The organism is Clostridium sp. MSJ-8, from assembly GCF_018918325.1.
In the GTDB taxonomy this organism is placed as follows: Bacteria; Bacillota; Clostridia; order Clostridiales; family Clostridiaceae; genus Clostridium.
On record NZ_JAHLQH010000032.1, the window covers coordinates 22253 to 45282 of the forward strand.

Below are 23030 nucleotides of genomic sequence, written 5' to 3' on the forward strand. Positions count from 1 at the left end.
ATAGGCGAATATATGGTGATAATATAAAAAGAAAAATATCAATTTACTATTGATAAAAATACATATTAGATATTAAATAGTAATTGTTAACGATATAATGACATAAGAAGATTATGAATTTTCTGTAAGGGGGAAAGTTATGAAATTTATATTATCTATATTGAAGAAGTATAGAAAGGAATGTATAATTGCGCCATTATTTAAGATGCTAGAAGCTATATTTGAACTTTTTGTTCCTATTGTAGTTGCTTCTGTAATTGATAATGGGATAGCTTATAACAATAAGACTTATATAATTAAGATGGTTGTATTGCTTGTAGTTTTAGCTATAGTGGGATTAAGCTGTTCTATAACAGCACAGTATTTTGCAGCGAAAGCAGCTGTTAATACTGCAACTTCACTTAGAAGTAAATTATTTAAGCATATTCAATCATTGTCATTTACTGAATTAGATACATTAGGAATATCTACTTTAATTACTAGGATGACTAGTGATATTAATCAAGTACAGAATGGAATAAACATGGTTCTACGTTTATTTTTAAGATCTCCGTTTATAGTTTTTGGTTCAATGATTATGGCATTTACTATAGATTTTAAGGCTGCACTTATATTTTTATTTACAATACCTGTTTTAAGTATTGTAGTTTTTGGTATTATGAAGATAACAAGACCTTTATATAAGAAGTCTCAAACATCATTAGATAGAATATTAGGAATAACTAAAGAGAATTTATCTGGTGCAAGAGTAATTAGAGCTTTTAATAATGAAGATATAGAGAGACGAGATTTTTATAAAGCAAATGAAAATTTATCTTCAATACAAAAGTTAGCAGGAAAGATATCTGGGCTTATGAATCCACTTACATATATAATAATTAATGTAGCTATTATAATATTAGTATGGACAGGAGCAATAAGAGTAGATAATGGTATTCTAACTCAAGGTCAAGTTATAGCACTATATAATTATATGTCTCAAATATTAGTTGAATTAATTAAGCTTGCTAACTTAATAGTTAATGTAACTAAGGCAGTAGCATGTGCTAATAGACTTTCAGATGTATTTGAGATAAATAGTTCTATGAAGGAAGGAAATATAAATGAATTTTCTTCAGATTCTGAATATGAAGTAGAATTTAAAAATGTAAGTTTTAAGTATCAAGGTTCATCTGAAGATGCATTGACTAACATTAATTTTTCTGTTAAGAAAGGCGAAACAATTGGAGTAATAGGAGGAACAGGATCTGGTAAGTCTTCTTTGGTCAATCTTATTCCTAGGTATTATGATGTTACAGATGGAGAGATTTTAATAGATGGACGTAATGTTAAAGAATATACATTTTCAGCAATGCAGAAAAAGGTTTCTATAGTATTTCAGAAGGCACAGTTATTTAAAGGAACAATAAAAAGTAATTTATTAATTGCTAATGGAGAAGCAAGCGAAGCTGAAATCAAAAATGCTATTGATATATCTCAATCTACAGAGTTTATAGAGAATAAGGACAAAAAGATTAATTCTGAAGTAGAACAAGAAGGTAAGAATTTATCAGGAGGTCAGAAGCAAAGACTTACTATTGCTAGAGCATTAGTTAAAAATTCAGATATATTAATTTTAGATGATAGTGCTTCAGCACTTGATTATGCTACAGATGCAAAGCTTAGAAAAGCTCTTGCAAATATGAAAAATTCACCTACAGTCTTTATAGTATCACAAAGAACAGCATCTATTATGCATGCAGATAAAATTATAGTTCTTGATGATGGTAAGGTAGTAGGTATAGGCAATCATAGAGAATTACTCGATAGATGTGAAGTATATAGAGAGATATATGATTCACAATTTAAAAAGGAGGGGGATAACTAATGAAAGATAAAACAATAAAAAAATTAATGAGTAGACTAAAGAAATATAAGGCACTTATTATATTTTCGCTTATTTTTGCTTTAGTAACAGTTATTCTTACATTATATCTTCCAATAATTATTGGAGAAGCAATTGATTGTATAGTGTCTAAAGGAAATGTTGACTATGATAAGATAATAACATTATTAATAAGAATAGGCATTGTGATAGCTATTACAGCAGTAGTACAGTGGGCTATGAATATATGTAATAACAAAATTACTTTTAATATAACTCGAGATATTAGAAATGAAGCTATTAATAAGATTGAAACTGTTCCTCTTAAATTTATTGATGCACATTCTCATGGAGATATAGCAAGTAGAGTTATTGCCGATGTTGATCAATTAGCTGATGGACTACTTATGGGATTTACTCAATTTTTCACAGGAATAATTACTATTTTAGGTACACTTATATTCATGTTTTCCATTAATGTATGGATAGCATTATTAGTTGTATGCTTGACACCATTGTCATTATTAATAGCAAAATATATAGCAAGCCATACTTATTCAATGTTTAAAGTGCAATCAGAGATAAGAGGAGAAGAAACTTCATACATTAATGAGATTTTAGGTGGAGAAAAGGTTGTTAAATCATTTGGTTATGAAGATAAAGCTATTGAAACATTTGATGAAGTAAATGATAGATTGAAGCATGCATCATTAAAAGCATTATTTTATTCATCAATAACAAATCCAGCAACTAGATTTGTTAATAGTCTTGTTTATGCAGGTGTAATACTTATAGGATCATTTTCTGTTATATCTGGAGGATTATCAATAGGACTTCTTACTTGTTTCTTGAGTTATGCAACTCAATATACAAAGCCTTTTAATGAAATTTCAGGGGTTATTACTGAACTTCAAAATGCTTTTGCATGTGCTGCAAGAATATTTGAACTTATAGAAGAGCCTTCAGAGGTTGAAGATAGTGATGATGCAATATCTATTACAGATGTTCAAGGTAATGTTGAATTAAAAAATGTAAGTTTTTCTTATGTAAGTGATAAAAAACTTATAGAAAATTTTAATATCAATGTAAAACCAGGAGAGAGAGTAGCAATAGTAGGTCCTACAGGATGTGGAAAAACAACAGTAATTAATTTATTAATGCGTTTCTATGATGTAAATAGTGGAGATATATATGTTGATGGAAATAAAATCAAAAACATTACTAGAAAAAGTTTAAGAAAATCATATGGAATGGTATTACAGGATACATGGCTTAAGTCTGGAACAATAAGAGAAAATATTATTATGGGAAAGATGGATGCAACAGAAGAGGAGATTATAAATGCATGTAAGGAAGCACATTCATATGAATTTATAAGAAGAATGCCTAAAGGATTAGATACATATATTACAGAAGATGGAGGCGGATTGTCTCAAGGACAAAAACAATTGTTGTGTATTACAAGGGTAATGCTTACATTACCACCAATGCTTATATTAGATGAAGCAACATCTTCAATAGACACAAGAACAGAAATGAAGATACAAAATGCTTTTGCTAAGATTATGAAAGGCCGAACTAGTTTTATTGTAGCACATAGATTATCAACTATTCAGAGTGCAGATATAATATTAGTAATGAAAGATGGTAAAATAATAGAACAAGGTAATCATGAAGAATTGATTAAACAAAATGGATTTTATGCTAATTTGTATAATAGTCAATTTGAAAATATATCATAAAGATACGCTGTATAGGACGATAAATTCTATACAGCTATTTTTCTATAGAAAATTATAATTAAAGGTTCTTCAATTAGCGTTTTATAGAAAATATATTTAAAATGTATATTGTGATAATAATATGTGTGATATAGTATAAAAAAGAAATAGATTTAGAGATGTGTAAATAAGTTAATTGTATAAGATAAATAGTAAGAGAAAGGAAGTGGAACAAAAATGAGTATTAATTATAAAGTGAGAAAAAAATTTGAAGAAGCAAAGTATCTATCAGTAGAGAATGCTGAGAGGTATAGAGTAATTCTAAGATTAGCATATGAAGAATATGAACAGATGAAGTTTTGGTTTTATAAAGAAGATATATATGAATTAATAACAAATATAGAAGGATTTGAGGAATATACACTAGATAATTTGAAACAAGATTTAGATTCTCTAGAAGAATGGGGGAATCTTATTACAGTTCAAGATGCAAGCAGAGTAAAGACACTAGAAGAATTTAAAAATAGAAGATATAAGTATCAGATTTCTTCTAATACAATAGAGCTTGAGAGAACTTTAATTGCAATTGAGAATATAAATGAAACTTCTAGGGGGTCTTTAGAAATATCACTTATTGAGAACTTCAGAGATAAGTTATTGTGTATTAAAGAAATAGATATGCAAGATAATCAAAAGGTATATTCATGGTGGATGAATTTAAGTGAAGAATTTAGAAGATTAAATGAGAATTATAAAGATTATATTAGTAAGTTCTATTCTCCTAAAACGGAGGTTATACTAAAAACTACGGAGTTTCTATTATTCAAAGAGAATTTTATAAGATATTTAAGGCAATTTGTAAAAGGATTGCAGACATATGTTCCCTATATAAAAGAGATATTTGAAAAGATGGATGAACAGATAATTGTGCAATTAATTAACAATGTTATTGAATATGAGAAAAAGATAAATAATATAGATTCTTCATCATATGATGAAGAAAATGAATTCCGCATTATGTATGGAATGTATGATAATATGAAAAATTGGTTTATAGGCACTAATAAAAAAGAAGCTATGATAGATAGTTTATTAGAGAATACTAATGAGATTATTAGAAAAATTACTACTTATGCGCTACAGATAATTGAGATGAATTCTCTAGGCGGAAATAGAAAAGAAGAATATAAAACAATAATTAATTTATTTAACAAATGTGAAGATATAGATGAAGCTCATAAGTTATCTTCAGTTGTATTTGGAGTACTTAACTCTAGACATATAGTATGTAATATTGATAGAGAAACTGAAAGTATTAATAGTAGTATATTTGAAGAAAAACCAACTAAGGTTATTGTAAAGCCAAGAAATAGATATAGAGAAAAAACTGCTAGCAGATCTCCTATAAGGGATAAGTCGGCAGAAAAAGAAAAAATAAGAAAAGAGATATTAAAGAAAAGAGAAAGAGAACAAGAACTTTTAGAAAGTAGAATAAAAGATAATAAGCTTGTATTTGCAAGTCTACAAGATATATCTAGAGAAGAGAGAAATATATTTTTAAAATGGTTGTCTGTAGGATTAAATAGTAATGGTGCATGGACAAAAAATGAATATGGAAGATATTATAAAGTGGATATAACTAATAAGGATAAAAATATAGTTATAAGTTGTCAAGATGGTGATTTTATTATGCCAGAATACGAGTTGATTTTTAAGGAGAAATAAGAATTGAAATTTGATGATTTGTTAGAAAATTATATTATACTAAAAGATAATGATAGAGAGTTTTATTACGATATAAAAGATAATATAGATAATTATAGTGAATTTATAAATGAGATATTAGCTTATGATGTGATTATCAAAGATGACTTTATTAAATTAGAAAAGATTCCTGCAATACCAGAGTCTTGGATGGGGATTACTGATTTTAAAACTAAAAAAGAATACATATTTTTTATGCTTTTATTAATGTTTTTAGAGGAAAAAAATAAAGAAGATCAATTTGTTTTATCAAATATTACAGAATACATAATGAATTATTATCCTGATGAAAAGATAGAATGGACTAATTTTACTAATAGAAAATCTTTGATTAATGTTCTTAAGTTTTCTCTCAAAATAGGAATAATGAGAAAGAATGATGGAGAAGAGGAGGATTTTTCTAGGAGTGAGTATGTAGAGGTATTATATGAATCTACAGGTATATCTAGATATATAGTTAGAAGGTTTAACTATTCCATAGAAGATGTTGAAGATTATAGAGATCTTATTAATAATGTTTGGGATGGAATAAATGAAGATAAAGGTAGCGTAAGAAAAAGTAGAGTATTTAGGAGACTTACATTATCTCCTATAGTCTATAAAGATGATGGAAATGAGAGTGATTATGATTATATCAAGAAAAATAGGAGTTATATAGCTAATATTTTTGAAAAATATTTAGGTTGGACAGTTCATTTTCACAAGAATGCTGCTCTAGCAGTTCTAGAATCTCAGAGTACATTAAGAGATACTTTCCCTAACCAAAAAGGTGAAGCTTCTATAACACTTTTTGTTAATAGAGAAATATTGAAAAGGGTACAAGAAGGAAATCTTAAACCTAAGGAAAATGACATAATAATTTTAGATGAATCAGAATTTGATAATATTTTAATTAAGGTTAGAGAAGAGGAAGGACATGGATTTGCTAAGATTTATAGAGAGGCAAGTACAGAGAGATATATTTTAGATATAAAAAAATACATGGAATCATATTCTTTCATTAAAAGAGAAGAAGGAATAATTAAACTTATGCCATTAATAGGAAAAATAATAGGAGAATATCCAAAAGATTATAAGGGAGATGAAAGGTAAGTGGATAGATGGGTAGCAAATAAATTTGGATTAATAAATTTTTGGAAATATGATGAACAAGAATTTAAGTTATCTAATGGAAAAATAATATTTAGAGGAAGCAATGGAAGTGGAAAATCAGTAACTACTCAAAGCTTTATTCCTTTATTATTAGATGGAGATAAAAGTCCTAGTAGACTTGATCCATTTGGATCAACAGCTAGAAAGATAGAGAATTATGTATTAGTTGATGAAAAAGAAGATGATAGAATATCTTATTTATATATGGAGTTTCACAAACCAAGTACTGATAATTATATAACAATAGGAATGGGGCTTAGAGGGAGAAGAGGTAAAAAATTAGAATCTTGGTATTTTATATTGAAAGATGGAAGAAGAATAAATAAGGAGTTGTTTTTATATAAGAATACAGGGGCAAAGTTTTCTTTAACTTCCAAACAACTTGAGATTGCTTTAGGAGAAGGAAATGTATATACTACTAGTCAAAAGGAGTATATGGCAAAGGTAAATGAAAATTTATTTGGCTATTCTGATATTGATAGTTATAAGGATTTATTAAAGCTATTGATTCAGATAAGGAGTCCTAAGTTATCTAAAGATTTTAAACCAACTGTAATATATGAAATATTAAAGGAATCATTAAATACATTGTCAGAAGATGATTTAAGAGCAATGGCAGAAGCAATGGATAATATGGATAGCTTAAATATGAAGCTTGAAGAATTAAAAAAGAGTAGAGAAGCTTGTGAAAAAATAATAGAAGTATTAAATAGATATAATGTGGAAAAGCTATATAATAAGGCTATTAATTATAACAAAGAGCTTAAAAAAGTTAATAATATAGATAAACAACTAGAATTAAATAAACAAGAACTAGAGAATATTATTGTAGAAGTTAATGAAGATAAACTAAAGCTGAAGGAGTTAGAGAATATATTAGAACAAGCGAAGATAAAAGAAACCTCATTAAAAGGTAGTAAAGAGTATGCCTTAAGTGATGAAATAACTAAGCTTGAGCATAAACTATACGATTTGCAACAAGAACTTCAACTAAAAGAAAGAAGATACAATAATAAATATAATGATTATCTTTATAAAAAAGATAAAAAGAAACAAATAGAAGATAAAATATATAGAATAAATAATAAGTTAAAAGAAAAACTAGATGATGAAAAATATTACAGAGAAGGTATATATTTTAACCATAAAGAAGATATTTATGGAATAATAAATGAGGAATATGTAGATAAGATTGATAATTTAATTATATATTTAGAAGAATACTCAAAGTTAATTGATAATATATACAATAAGATAGTTCAATATGAACAAAAGAAAAAAGAATTAAATGATATAGAAGAAAATAAGAATAAACAAGAAAGTAAAGTAGAAGGCATCAAAAATAATTTAAATGAAGCAAAGGAATATTTAACTACAGTTAAGAGCGAATATATTGATAGCTTAAATTCATACATATATTCCCTAAAAGAATTAAAAATAAAAAGAGAAGATATACTAGATATACACAAGAGAGTAAATGGAATATATGATAAGAATCAAAAAGATGTTATAAGAAATAAGATAACAGATATATATAGAAATATATCTAATGAACTTGAGATAGATAATATAAAGATACAAAATGCTATAAATCTTATTGATGAAGAGATAGAGATTAAGAAGAAATGTATAGAAGAATTATCTTCTAAAAAGCAAATAATAGAGGATAGTAATGAGTTATCTAAAGTAAAGAATATATTAGATACATATGATATTCCATATATAGATTTTTATAAATCGATTGATTTTAATGAAGATGTGGATGATTTAGAGAAGAATATTATAGAAGGACATTTACTTAATATGGGAATAATAGATTCACTTATCATTCCTCATAAGTATAAAGAGGAAGTGTGCAATTTATTAAATAATAAGACTTACAAGATAATATTTTCTAATATTCCTGAAGAGGTAGATAATATATGTAAATATTTTAGATTGGAAGAAAATGAATTTAATAAAACTTATAAAGAAGATACTCTAAATGTATTAAAGGCTATAGGACATTATGATGCTTATGTTACATCAGAAAATAGCACTCAAATTATTAAGAACAAAGGTTATAATATAGGTATTCTACAAGGTAATACTGAAGATACTTATATATCAAAATATATTGGTATAGAATCTAGAGAAAATTATAGAAGAGTTCAAATTCAAAGTTTTGAGAAATATATATATGAATTACAAATTCAAAAAGAAGAAAAAAATAAAGAGATATTATCATTAGAAAACAGAAAGGCTATATTATTAAAAGAAAAAGAAGAATTTCCTGATATATCAGATATTATGGAAAGTATTAAAATAATAGACCAAAAAGAAGAAGAATTAGATAGAGAAGAGAAGGAATTAAACTTTATAGAAGGTAAATTTGTTCAAATTAACAGAGAGAAACAAGAGATAAATAAACAGATTTTTGATGCATCTCAGTCTATAAATATACCTAAGGAAAAACATATATATGAAGAGGTTAAAGAAGGAATATCTGATTATAGGAAGACTTTATATAGCATTAAGGAATATTCAAATGAAATATTTAGTGAAAATAAACAAAAACAATATATATGTGAAACTATAAAATCAATTGAAAGTGATATTGATGAGTTATCTTATGAGGTTGATAAACAAAAAAACTCAATTGAAAAAATAAATAACCATATAAAAGGGTTAAATGAGGCAATTAAAGCTTATAACATTGGAAAACTAAAAGAAGAATATAGAAAGGTAACTGAGATAATAGAAAAGAGTCCATTAGAAATTCAACATATATCTAAGCAGTTAGGTAATAAGGAAGCAAATGTAGAAAATAAAAAGGCTGCAATAATTAAGTTAGAAGATGATTTAAATAATGAAAAGAATAAACTAAGGATTTATGAATTAATGTTAAAGGATGAATTATCTTTGCAGTACATAGATGAAATAAAATCCTATGATATTAATAAATCTGTTAAATGGGTTATAAAATATTATGAAGAGAAAGCAATTAAAAATGAAAATATTTTAGAAAAATTATTTAATACATTTAATATGTATAAAGGCAGTCTTATAGATTATCATCCAAAACCAATAGAAATATTTAACCAATATGATCGAGAAGAGGATGATGAGATAAATGAAATTCTAAAAGAAGGAATTAGAACAGATATAGTTGTTAAATTTCAGAAAAAAAACATAAGTATATATGTACTTAAGGAATATATTGAAGGAACGTTAGAAGAACAGAATATGCTTATAAATGCGAAGGAAAGGGAAGTGTTTGAAGATACGCTTATAAACACTCTTAGTACTAAAATTATAGCCAAAATAGTAAGAGCTCAGAAATGGGTTAAAGATATAGATAAGCTTATGAGTAACATGAATACATCTAGTGGATTTAAATTATTTTTAGAGTGGAAACCTAAGAAATCAGATAGTGAAACTGAGCTAGATATAAAAGAGCTTATGGATATATTACAAAAACCTCACTTTATGTCTGAGGATAAGAGAAATAAAGTTTCAGAACATTTTAAGGAAAAACTAAAAAAACAAAAAAGAATACTTAATGAAGATGGAACAAGAAAAAATTATCAAACAATAATAAAAGAAGTATTAGATTATAGAGAATGGTTTGAGTTTAAGCTTAAATTTATAAAAGGAGATAAAGATAAAAAGGAATTAACTAATAATCAATTCTTTGTTTTGTCAGGAGGAGAGAAAGCAATGGCTATGTATATTCCATTATTTGCAGCAGTAAATGCTAGATACAATGCAGCTGACAAAAAAGATTCTCCTAGAATAATTGCATTAGATGAAGCATTTGCAGGCGTTGATGAAAATAATATAAGTTCTATGTTTGATCTTATAGAAAGTTTAAATTTAGATTATGTACTTAATTCACAGGTATTATGGGGAACATATGAGAGTGTTAAGCAATTATCAATATACGAATTGATAAAAGAAGGTGAAGATATAATAATTCCTATAAGATATACATGGAATGGAAAGATAAAAGAGATGGGGATGTAGGGGAAGTGAGAGAAGCACTAGATTTTATCGAAAATAATAGAATATACAAGAATATATTTAAGAGCATATATAATAAATATAAGAAGTATGGAAAGATAACTGGAAGTTTTAGTATATATCCTAAGAATGATGAGGATGTAAAAGTGCTAATGAATTTTGACATAAGTGTTATAACAGATAGAAAGGCTACAATAAGATCTAAAGTTGTACAAGAATTATTTGAAAATAAATTTAAAAATATTGATTTTTTAGAGCTGTTAGAGGAAGTTGTAGGTAAAGAATTAATTACTAACAAAGAAGTTAAAGAAAATGAAACTAACAAACTTAAAAATTTTTATGGAGAAGTTATAAAAGAATCAGATGAAGGATATGGAAAACGATGGTTTATTTATGTTGTTTCAGAAAAGTCAAAAGGTTATTCAATAATAAAAAAGCGTTATAACGATAAAAGTGAATCAACAAATAAATTAAAGTTACAACTTATATATATTAACAATTGTTTAAGTAACTTACCATATATAAAGGGGGGAAAGGAAAATATATCAGTTTTTTCAGCCCAATTAACAAAAAATCCTCATTTTTTGGATTATGATAAGTTTACAGGTAAGTTGTTTATTTATGGTTTGCAATTTATAACAAGATTAGAAATAGATATTTCTAGAGTTGTAAATATAAATGAACTATATTATAAGGTAGGAATATTAAAAGATGAAATATCTAATCATTCTACAATATACAATATAGATTGCTATGATTATAATAATATGTTTATAGAACATATAAATGAATTTTTTAAGTGGGGAGAAACTTTAGAACTTTCTATAAGAAATATTCTTAAGATAGAGTATTTTATTGCAAAAAGAAGTATTATATATATTTTTGAGAATCCAGCAGTATTTAATGAAGTACAGAAGAGGACTATAAAGGATGATGTTTCATTAATGTGTACTAGTGGACAGATTAATTTATCTTCATATTTAATATTGGATAAGATAAAAGATATACAGAAGATATATTATGCTGGTGATTTCGATCCGGAAGGTTTGATTATAGCAGATAAAATCGCAGATAGGTATGGAGATAAAGTGGAATTTTTATTTTATGATGTAGATACGTTTAATGAGATAATATCATCAAAAAAAATAGATGAGAAAAGAATAAGTATGTTGAATAACATAAAAAGTCCTAAATTAAAAAAAATTACAGATGCAATAAGAGAAAAGAAACTAGCTGCTTATCAAGAATTATTGATAGATAAATATGTTAACTATATAGAAAATAATTAAAAAATTAATGTTTTTTGAAAGAAAGTGATTCTTTAATATTATGATAAAAATGAGGTTATCGCACTAAAAAATAGTGCGATACTTTTTCTTTATGTAAACGTATTGAATAAAAAGAAAAAAATTGGTAGAATATAAAATATGAAATATGTGAATTTTTTGTGATTTAATTGTAAATATTATATTGGGTAATATTATTTATTTTCTTATATTTTTGTAAGAAAGTATAATATTAAAATATTTATTTAAATTATAAGGGGGAAATAATATGAAAGGAAAAAGAAAACTTTTAGTTAGTATATTATTATCAATAATAATACTAACAGGATCTTTTCTTGCTACATCTTTAGTTGCTAATGCTGCTTCTAATAGCAATATTATTGTTCACTTCTATACAGAAGATTGGAAGAGTCCAAGAGTATATTATTGGAATGCTCATCCAACTAATATAGAAACTACTTGGCCAGGTAAAAAGATGACTAGTGAAGGCAGCAATTGGTTTACTTATACTTTTGAAGGCAAGACTAAGATTAATTTGATTTTTAATAATGGAGGTTCTAATCAAACTCCTGATTTAGAAGGAATTAAAGCAGGCGAATGGTGGTATAAGAATGGTCAATGGACAAGTTATGATCCTGATGATAGACCACAAACTTCAGGAGACTTCAGAGATGAAACAATATATTTTGTTATAACTACAAGATTCTATGATGGTGATGAGAGTAATAATGTTCATTGTTGGGATGACAAGAAGGCAGGAAATACTGATTCAGATCCAGCATGGAGAGGAGACTTTAAAGGTCTTATACAGAAATTAGATTATATCAAGGCTATGGGATTCTCAGCAATATGGATAACTCCTGTAGTAGAAAATATGAGTTATTATGATTATCATGGATATCATGCAATTAATTTTGCAAAGGTAGATAGTAGATACGAATCAAAAGATTGTACTTATCAAGACCTAATAAATGCATGTCATGAAAAAGGAATAAAACTTATACAAGATATAGTACTTAATCATACATCTAATAATGGAGAAGAAAATATATTCCCATTAGTAAGTAAACAAGAAGGAAAAGAAGATACAGCAGAAAATGTTGTTAGAGCATCTAATAGTTTATTAGATTCAAGTTATGATTCATTAAACTCTGCTGGAAAGCATGATGCTAGATATGCATTAATGAAGAATTTAACTACTAATAATGGAATATATCATAATTCTTCAATAAATTATGAAGGCTTTACAGTAACTACAGGACAATTTGCAGATGATTGCGTTGATTTAAATACAGAAAATCCAACAGTTTATAATTATTTAATTAATTGCTACAACAGATATATAGATATGGGTGTAGATGCATTTAGAATTGATACTGTTAAGCATATTTCAAGATTGACATTTAATAAAACATTCTTACCAGCATTTAAGGCAAGAGGTGGAAAAGACTTCTTTATGTTTGGTGAATGTGCAGCTAGAGTACATGAGATATGGAATAAAGGAGTACCAGGAGTATCATCACAATTCTTTACATGGAAGGAAGATAAAGAATATCCATGGAGTGATAATCCAAATGATTATGAATTAAATTGTAAGAGTACAGAGCTAGAATTTAATGATAATTCAAGTGTAGAATCTCAGAGAACTTCTGATAATGCATTCTTAAAAGGTAATGAATATCATACTCCAGATTATTCTCAAAATTCAGGCCTTGCAATGATAGATTTTACAATGCACTGGAATTTTGATAACGCAAATAATGCATATGGAAAAGCTCTAGAAGAAGACAGGTACTATAATGATTCAACTTGGAATGTAGTATATGTTGATTCACATGATTATGGTCCAGATAGTAAGATAAGATACAATGGTGGAACAACAGCTTGGGCTGAAAATTTAGATTTAATGTTCTCATTTAGAGGTATACCTTGCGTATATTATGGATCAGAAATTGAATTTAAATCAGGACAACCTATAGATGAAGGAAATCAAATAGCATTAAAAGATAGTGGTAGAGCATATTATGGAGATAATATAGAAGGTTCAGTTGTAACAACAGATTATGGTGTATATAGTAATGCAACAGGACAAATGGCAACAACATTAAATAGTCCTTTATCAAAGCATATACAAAGATTAAATCAAATAAGAAGAGCAATTCCTGCACTTAGAAAAGGACAATATTCAACAGAAGGATGTAATGGTAATATGGCATTCAAGAGACGTTTTACAGGAAATGATTCATTAACAGGAAAAGATGTAGATAGCTTTGTATGTGTGGCTATATCAGGACAAGCAACATTTACAGGAATTCCAAATGGAACTTATGTAGATGCAATTACAGGCAATAAAGTAACAGTAGGAAATGGAACATTAACTACAGATTCTATAGGACAAGCTAATATGAGAGTATATGTGTTGCAAAACTCTTCAACTCAAACTGGAAAGATAGGTTCTGTAGATTCTCAATTCTTAAAATAATATAATAGAAAATACCTTTAGGGAAAGTTTCCTTAAGGGTATTTTTTAGTTAAATAAAGAATGTTAAAATCGCCATAATTCATATATAATTCTTTATTCTTAAATTTGTTCTAAAAAATGTATGTAAACGTATTGAAATTTATTGATAAATCGAGTAGAATAATTTATATAAAGTATTAATTATTTATTACTTTTTTATGAATTACAAACTAATACAATTGATATAGTGTTTTGACTATACTTGTAAACGTTATTTTGATTAATATTATTTATTTTCTAATGTTCATTGTAGTTTCTATATTACATAAGGGGGAATAAAGGAAAATAATATATTAAAATATTTTTTAAAATTATCAAGGGGGAAATATGAAGAAGAAAAGAAAACTATTAATTAGTATCTTAATGGCTGTTGTATTACTATGTGGATCTTTTCTTGCAACATCTTTAGTTGCTAATGCAGCTTCTGATAGTAATATTATTGTTCACTTCTATACAGAAGATTGGAAGAGCCCAAGAGTATATTATTGGAACGCACATCCTACTAATATAGAAACTACTTGGCCAGGCAAGAAGATGACTAGTGAAGGTGACAATTGGTTCACTTACACTTTTGAAGGCAAGACTAAGATTAATCTTATTTTTAATGATGGTGGTTCAAATCAAACTCCTGATTTAGAAGGAATCAAATCAGGCGAATGGTGGTATAAAGACGGTAAATGGACATCTAAGAACCCTGATTATCATACAAATTATGAGAGATCTGGAGATTTTAGAGATGAAACTATTTACTTCCTTATAACTACAAGATTCTATGATGGTGATGAAAGCAATAACTATCGTTGTTCAGAAGATAAAAAGGCACAAAACCCTGATTACGATCCATCATGGAGAGGAGATTTTAAAGGACTTATAGAAAAACTTGATTATATCAAGGCACAAGGATTCTCAGCTATATGGATAACTCCGGTAGTAGAGAATAGAAGTGGGTATGATTATCATGGATATCATGCATATAATTTCACTAAAGTTGATTCTAGATACGAATCAGATGGTGTAACTTATCAAGATTTAATAGATGCATGTCATGAAAAAGGAATAAAAGTAATTCAAGACGTTGTATTCAATCATACTTGTAACTGGGGAGAAGAAAACTTACTACAAAGAAATAGTGATGTATATGCAGAGAGAAACCAAGTTGTTATGAATGGTAAAGAAGACACAGAAAATATCTATCACCATAATGGATTCTGTGGCGGTGGTGACTGGGATAACTATTCAGCACAAAATAAAACAATTGCAGATGACTGTTTCGATTTAGAAACAGAAAATCCAAAGGTATACAATTATCTAGTTGATGCTTATAAGAACTACATTAATATGGGTGTTGATGGATTTAGAGTTGATACTGTTAAACATATTAATAGATTAACATTAAATACTGCTATATTACCAGAATTACAAAAGACTGGTGGAGATAGTTTCTATATGTTTGGTGAAGTATGTACTAAGGGTCATGATGTATGGTATCGTGATCAACCAGGAATATCTACATGTTTCTATACTTGGGATGATGATGATTCTTGGAAGAGTAAATGGAGTGATACTGATTTAGCAACTAATGAAGCATTAGTTGAATCACATTATGTAGCACATTCTAATATGTCAAACCAACCAACTAGTGATAATGCATTCTTAAAGGGAAATGAATATCATACTCCAGATTATTCAAAGAAATCTGATATGGGTGTAATTGACTTTCAAATGCATTGGAGTTTTATAAATGCTAAAGGTGCATTTGATACTGCTAAGGGAGAAGATAAATACTTCAATGATTCTACATGGAATGTAGTATATGTTGATTCACACGACTATGCTCCAGATGAATGCCAAAAATTAAGATACAATGGTGGAACAACTGCATGGGCAGAAAACTTTGATTTAATGTATACATTCCGTGGAATTCCATGTGTATACTATGGAAGTGAAATAGAGTTTAAAGCTGGAAAGCAAATAGATGTTGGACCAAATGATAAGCTTGAAAATACAGGTAGAGCATACTTTGGAGATAATATAGAAGGTTCAGTTGTAACAACAGATTATGGTGTATACACTAATGCAACAGGACAAATGGCAGAAACATTAAATAGTCCGCTATCAAAACAACTACAAAGATTAAGTCAAATAAGAAGAGCAATTCCTGCACTTAGAAAAGGACAATATTCAACAGAAGGATGTAATGGAAATATAGCATTCAAGAGACGTTTCACAGGAAATGATTCATTAACTGGAAAAGACGTAGATAGCTTTGTATGTGTAGCAATATCAGGACAAGCAACATTTACAGGAATTCCAAACGGAACTTATGTAGATGCAATTACAGGAAATAAAGTAACAGTAGGAAATGGAACATTAACTACAGATTCTATCGGACAAGCTAATATGAGAGTATATGTATTACAAAACTCTTCAACTCAAACTGGAAAGATAGGACAAGATACTGATTACTTAAAATAATATAATAAAAAAATGCCTTTAAGGAGTATTCCTTAAGGGCGTTTTTTTACTTATATAGGAAATTATATTTTGTTTATAGTTGCGAATAAGCATTTAAAATCTATAGAGCTAAAAAGTAGATGTACTTAAAAGCACATCAGAATAAATTAATAATTAAATATAATAAGGTTACTAAAAATAATGATATTATATTATAATTTTATTTTGTAAAAAAATGAGATATATTTACATAGAAAAGGTTTACAGTATTTGACAAACAATTACAAAAAAAGTATTATGTAGTTGAAAGGATAAAAATGTAAGAGGATTATAAAGAAAATGACTACAAAAATAGAATGTATTTTGTAAGCGTTTTTAAATGATTAAACTTACGCAAAAAATTAAGGGGGAATATTATTAATGAAAAAAAATCAAAATGTACTAAAAGCTATAATAAGCGTATTAGTTTCATTAGCGATTTTTGTAAACCTTACACTAAGCATAGGAATTACAGTAAGTGCGGACGAAGTTAATAGTAGTACAAAAGAACAAAAAACAAATGAAGAAAAAGTGGTTAGTAAAGTAACTAATCCAGATCAAGAAAATATAAAAGAATCTAATGGCGAAAAATATGTAAATAATAGTATATTAATTTTCTTTAAAGAAGATATTAAAGAAGAAAATGTTGATTCTGTAGTGAAATCAATAAATGGTACTGTTGTTGGACAAGTTTCAGAATTAAATGAATATCAAGTAGAAGTTAAAGAAAGCACATTAGATGAATTAAATAAGATGACAGAAGATGTTATGAATAACTATAGTGAATATGTTGATTATGCATGTGTAGATTCAATATCAGAAAGTGCATCAATAGAACCTAATGATCCATGGGGAGGAGATAATGAATGGAATTCAGAACAACCTTATGGTAATAACTGGGGAATGGAAGCTATACAAGCACAAGAAGCATGGCAATACAATAACATATTTGATGAATCTGTAAATAAGGTTAATGTAGGAGTAGTTGATGGAGGTTTTGATACAACAGTAGAAGATTTTCCGGATGATTATGTAAAGTATACAGATAGTGGTGTAAATTTACCTTATGATCATGGAACATTTGTAACTGGAATTATTGCTGCAAAGGCAAATAATAACAAAGGTGTTACAGGACTTGTATGGAATCCAGGAAAAATTTATTTAGCATCAGTAGCTTCTGATTCTTATGGATATTTAACATTAAGTGGATTATCTAAAGGATTAGTAGATGTAATTGATAATGGAGCAAATGTTATTAACTGTTCATTTGGTGGTGGTAATTCAAATGATAGTAGAGTAGCAGCTATATTAATGGCAAGAATGTTAAAAAAGGGACATGACTTTGTTATAGTTCAAGCATCAGGAAATAGCTCTGCAGATGCAGATTATTCATATTGGTTTGCTGGAATAGGTGATACAGAATTAGAAATAGCAAGTAAATTATATGATGTAAATGAAGGCGATATAAAAGATAGAATAATAGTAGTAGGTGCAGCAGAATTACAACAAGATGGTTCATATATGCAAGCTGAATATTCTAATGGTGGAAAAAAGGTAAATATATGTGCACCAGGTTCAGCTATATATTCTCAAGCAGCTCAAAATAATTATTATTCAGCAAATGGTACTTCATTTGCAGCACCACATGTAGCAGGTATTGTAGAATTAACATGGAGAGCTAATCCTAAACTTACAGGTGCAGAAGTAAGAGATATAGTTTGTGATTATAATAATACTATTTATGATGTAGTAGATAATCCAAGTTCTTATTATACAACTGGAGACTATAGAATGGCTAATGCCAAGTTATCAGTAGAATCTGCATTAAAAACTAGAGATGATTTGGTTACTATATATTATAATAGTGATTCAGATATTAATGTTTCTTATGTATTGGATAATCAAAGTTGGAAAAATGCAAAAACAATTGCAATGAATGATAACGAAGATAACAATGGATATTCAAAATCTATAACAATACCAATAGAAAATGCTAAGTATATGTTAGCTAAGTTTGGAAAAAATAATAATTGGGATGCTAATAATGGTAGTTACTATAAGTTAACACCAGGGGCATATACAATAGATGGTGGAAAAATAAATGAAACTGTTGATAAATTCGCAACAATAAAAATTAATAATTTTATTACTGATGAAGGAACAACAACAACAGCAGGAGACCATGTTAAGTTATCAACAAAAGTATCTAATATAGTTGGAAATGCTCAATATAAATACACTGCAATAGATGAAGCTGGAAATGAAGAAGTAATAAAAGATTATTCATCTGAAAATGAAGTTACATGGTTTGCACTAAAAGAAGGCAATTATACTTTAGTTGCAAGTGTAAAAGATGATAGAGGATATGTTACAACAAAGAAAATGAACTTTACAGTAACAAGTAGAGCAAAAGTAGTTAACTATTCTATTAATCCTTCTAATGTAGGGGAAGTAGGAAGAGAAGTTTCAATGGGCGTAGATACAATAGGTGGAAAAGGAAGAGTTAAATGTTTATTCATAGCTCAAGGTGGAGATTATCCATATGGACAGAAGGATAAATATTTTAGTATGTCAGATTATAGATATGGTGCATGGACTCCAGATATGACAGGAACCTACAGAATATATTGTGATACGGAAGATGAAGCTGGAGTACACAATAGACAATATTTATTTACTTATAAAGTAACAGAACAAGGTAGTAATCCTATTAAATTTAGTGCTTTAAATACAAGTAAATCTTCAAACATTGAAGTTGGAGAAGATATACTTATTAACTTTAATTATTATGGTGGACTTAAATCAGGAGAAAATTTTATTTATACTGTAATAACAGCAACAAATGAAGATGGAACTGTAGAAGAAATCAGTAATAATTTTTATTATAGCCAAATATTAAATTCTATAAAATGGGCACCTACTAAATCAGGAAAATGGACAATAAATATTAAGCTAGGTGACAATACAGATAAATATAAAGCCTCAGAAGATATAACTATAAACGTTAATGAATATAAGAAAAATACTCAAAGTGATAATACAACAACTATTTATTATAAAGGATATACTAATCCATATATTCACTATGGAATAAATAATAAGTGGACAAGTGTTCCAGGTGTAAAGATGGATACAACTAATGAACTATCAGGATATACTCATAAATATACAATAGATCTTGGAGATAGTGATGCAGTTTCGGTTTGCTTTAATGATGGTAATGGAAACTGGGATAGTAAAAATGGTCAAAACTATACATTTGGTTCAGGTGTTTACACATATTCAAATGGTAAATGTGAAAAGATAGGTGATAATAGTAGTGATTTTGCAGTATCATATTTCAAAGGAGATTATGATAGTCCTAGATCAGCTCAAACAAATATAACCTTCCGAGCAGAAACAATTAAAGCAGAAGGTAATGTTACTTATACATTTGAAGCTACTAATGAAAGCGGAGAAAAAACAACTATTGGATCAGGAAGTAGTAATAAGGTAACATGGAAACCTAGCAAGGCAGGTAATTATGTTGTATCGGTAACTGCTAAAGATTCAAAAGGTCATACAGATAGAAAGACTATGAACTATAAGATTAATGATAAAGTTAGAATTTCAAAGTTTACATTGGATAAATCTAAAATAATAGTTGGAGAACCTGTTACATTATATGCAGAAGCTGAAGGTGGTACAGGAAAATATGATTTTTCTTTCTTTGTATGTAATATGGATGAAACTTCTTTTGGAGGAATAAGTGGAGGTCAAACTTCAAATAGTTTTACATGGACTCCAACATATTCTGGAGATATTAAAATAGGAGCAAGTGTTAGGGATGAGAGTGGTAGTACAGCAGAATATATAATTCCAATTACAATAGAAAAGTGTGAAGTACAACCATTAAAAATCTATAATGTTTATTCAACAGATAAAAATATAGTTAAAAATAAAGAGTGCAATATAAATGTTATTATGTATCAACCAGGTGTTGGAACTGTTAAATATAATGCTTATGCAGTATATGAAGATGGAACAAAAGAAACAATAGTAACAAATTATGATAATAACGTAATAAAATGGACTCCAAGTAAATCAGGCAATTGTATGGTATTTGTAAATGCTGAAGATTCTATAGGTCAAAAAGCATATTTACAAACAAACTTTAAAGTAGTAGATAAGGTAGAAAACCATGTTACTATCTACTATAATGGTTCTGAAAATACTAATATTCATTATAAGATAGGAAATGGAACATGGACTACTGCACCTGGAGTTCCAATGATAAAAACTGATGAAATAGAAGGATATACTCATAAAATAACTATTCCATTAGGAGAAGAAACTAAGATCACATGTTGCTTTAATGATGGAAAAGGTAATTGGGATAACAATAATAAAAATGATTATACTCTAGAAGCAGGAGATTATCTGATAGATAATGGAGAAGTTAATCAAGTAACATTACCAGATTCATTAGCAATAAATTATGCATGGTTAAGTAAAGGAACAATAACATTAGGGGAAAGCATAGATATTACGACAAAGGTATTATCTGCAAAGGGAGATTGCAAGTATACAATAGTTGCGATAAACCAAGATACAGGTAAATTTGAAGAAATAGCAAAAGAAGATAAAAGTTCAGTTTCTTCATGGAAACCAAGTGAAAAAGGTACATGGTATGTATATTTACTAGTTGAGGATGAAGGATATGGCAATGATGGCGGAATAATGAAGCTAATTGTTGAATAATTATTAATTTAGTAGCCTTATAGTACAAAATTAATTTTTGTATTATAAGGCTATTGTATTTTAAAGCTGTTAATAATATACTAGTTCTTCTTGTAAATATTAGATATTAGTATTATATTTATAGTGTAATTAATAGAGAAAATATTTTGTGCATTATTTTCTAAAAGGAGGAGAGAATTATGATTATTACAATAGCAAGAGAATGTGGATGCAATGCAGATAAAATAGGTGAAGAATTATCTAATATATATAAGATACCTTGTTATAACAAGAAAGAAATTATAGATATAGCAAAGGAAAAAGGAGTATATGAAAGAAATCCTAACTTCTTCTCAGAGAATCCTGTTAACAGTTTTTTGTATGCAATTGCAGAAGGAGCACTTAATGATGATGTTTTAGAAATACCATTAAAAGCATTAAGAGCAACTATAGGTACTCAAGATTGTATTCTTATTGGAAGATGTGGAAATTTTGCACTTAGAGATGAGAAAGATGTTTTTAGGGTATTTATAAGTGGAGATATAGATAAAAGAATAAATAATATTATGAAGAAACATGATATTTCAAGAAAAGAAGCAGAAGAATTAGTGCATGAAATAGATAAAAAGAGAAGCGATTTTCATACCTATTATACTAAAGAAGTATGGGGATATGCAGGTAACTATGATTTATGTATTAATGAAAGTATGTATGGTGTTAAAGGAACTGTTGACATTATTACGGAGCTAGTTGGAGGAAAAAAGTTTGATTAAAAAATGCGTACAATGCAATAAAGAATTTGACATAAGTAAAGGTGAAGAAAAGTTTTATAGAGATAAGAATCTAGAATTACCTAAACGTTGTAAGGAATGTAGAGAAAAAAACAAGAAAAGTATCACTTATAATAATAATTCGATAAATTCTAATTATAAATCTAATAATAAGAAGAAAACTATTAATTCTAAGATTATTATTGCAGCTATAGCAACGATATTGTTAGTAATAGGCGGAATAATAAATGGATTTAATGAAAGTGGCAATATAAATTTTAATAATAACAAAAAAGAGTCTATTAGTTCGGAATATACATTTAGAAATGATGAATATCTAACACAACATTTTAACAAACATGGAGCAGAATTTGGTTATAGTACAAAAGAAGAGTATCAACAAGGGGCAAATGCTGTAATTAATTCTACTGAAGCATTACATAAAAAAGAAGCTGAAGACAATGATGATATATATTATATAGAAGAATCTAATGAATTTGTAGTTGTATCTACGGATGGGTATATTAGGACATATTTTAAACCTAATAGCGGTATAGATTATTATAATAGACAATAAATAAAGAGAAAAAGCAAAAAAGTTAATGGAATATATTGACAATTGGAAATAAATGTTATAAAGTATAAGAGTAGTAATTATTAAATATATTGCAAACTAAGTTATCTAGAACAAAATCCTCAAGGTTACTATAAGGAACCGTGGATTTTGTTTGGCCATTA

11 protein-coding genes are annotated in these 23030 nt (G+C 27.6%); all 11 read left to right on the top strand.

The genetic code is table 11. The features are described 5' to 3' along the window. Positions 1–139: 139 nt before the first annotated feature. The 11 genes from KQI77_RS06600 (at position 140) to KQI77_RS06650 (ending at position 22869) form a co-directional block, all read left to right on the top strand. Positions 140–1867, top strand: coding sequence for an ABC transporter ATP-binding protein (locus KQI77_RS06600; RefSeq protein ID WP_216389575.1), 1728 nt, complete (start codon positions 140–142; stop codon positions 1865–1867). Further along, positions 1867–3606 (top strand): ABC transporter ATP-binding protein, encoded by a 1740-nt coding sequence (locus KQI77_RS06605; protein ID WP_216389576.1) that lies wholly within the window; start codon positions 1867–1869, stop codon positions 3604–3606. The genes KQI77_RS06600 and KQI77_RS06605 overlap by 1 nt, the downstream gene beginning before the upstream one ends. A 216-nt stretch (positions 3607–3822) precedes the next feature. Further along, a complete protein-coding gene (locus KQI77_RS06610) occupies positions 3823–5310 on the top strand; it encodes a TIGR02677 family protein (protein ID WP_216389577.1) in 1488 nt (495 codons plus the stop codon). A gap of 3 nt (positions 5311–5313) precedes the next feature. Next, positions 5314–6441, top strand: coding sequence for a TIGR02678 family protein (locus KQI77_RS06615; protein WP_216389578.1), 1128 nt, complete (start codon positions 5314–5316; stop codon positions 6439–6441). Beyond that, a complete protein-coding gene (locus KQI77_RS06620) occupies positions 6442–10506 on the top strand; it encodes a TIGR02680 family protein (protein WP_216389579.1) in 4065 nt (1354 codons plus the stop codon). Positions 10507–10511: 5 nt separating this feature from the next. Further along, complete coding sequence (locus tag KQI77_RS06625) at positions 10512–11792, top strand: TIGR02679 domain-containing protein (RefSeq protein ID WP_216389580.1); 1281 nt, start codon at positions 10512–10514, stop codon at positions 11790–11792. Positions 11793–12057: 265 nt separating this feature from the next. Then, positions 12058–14271, top strand: coding sequence for an alpha-amylase family glycosyl hydrolase (locus KQI77_RS06630; RefSeq protein WP_216389581.1), 2214 nt, complete (start codon positions 12058–12060; stop codon positions 14269–14271). Positions 14272–14637: 366 nt separating this feature from the next. Next, the gene (locus tag KQI77_RS06635; RefSeq protein ID WP_216389582.1) at positions 14638–16785 is read left to right on the top strand and encodes an alpha-amylase family glycosyl hydrolase; all 2148 of its coding nucleotides are present in this window, start codon (positions 14638–14640) and stop codon (positions 16783–16785) included. A gap of 399 nt (positions 16786–17184) precedes the next feature. After that, the gene (locus tag KQI77_RS06640; RefSeq protein WP_216389583.1) at positions 17185–21543 is read left to right on the top strand and encodes a carbohydrate binding domain-containing protein; all 4359 of its coding nucleotides are present in this window, start codon (positions 17185–17187) and stop codon (positions 21541–21543) included. A gap of 179 nt (positions 21544–21722) precedes the next feature. Further along, entirely contained in the window at positions 21723–22295 is a 573-nt protein-coding gene (locus KQI77_RS06645; RefSeq protein WP_216389584.1) for an AAA family ATPase, read from the top strand. Continuing rightward, on the top strand, positions 22288–22869 hold the full coding sequence (locus tag KQI77_RS06650) for a zinc-ribbon domain containing protein (protein ID WP_253289371.1): 582 nt from the start codon (positions 22288–22290) through the stop codon (positions 22867–22869). The genes KQI77_RS06645 and KQI77_RS06650 overlap by 8 nt, the downstream gene beginning before the upstream one ends. Positions 22870–23030: the final 161 nt, after the last annotated feature.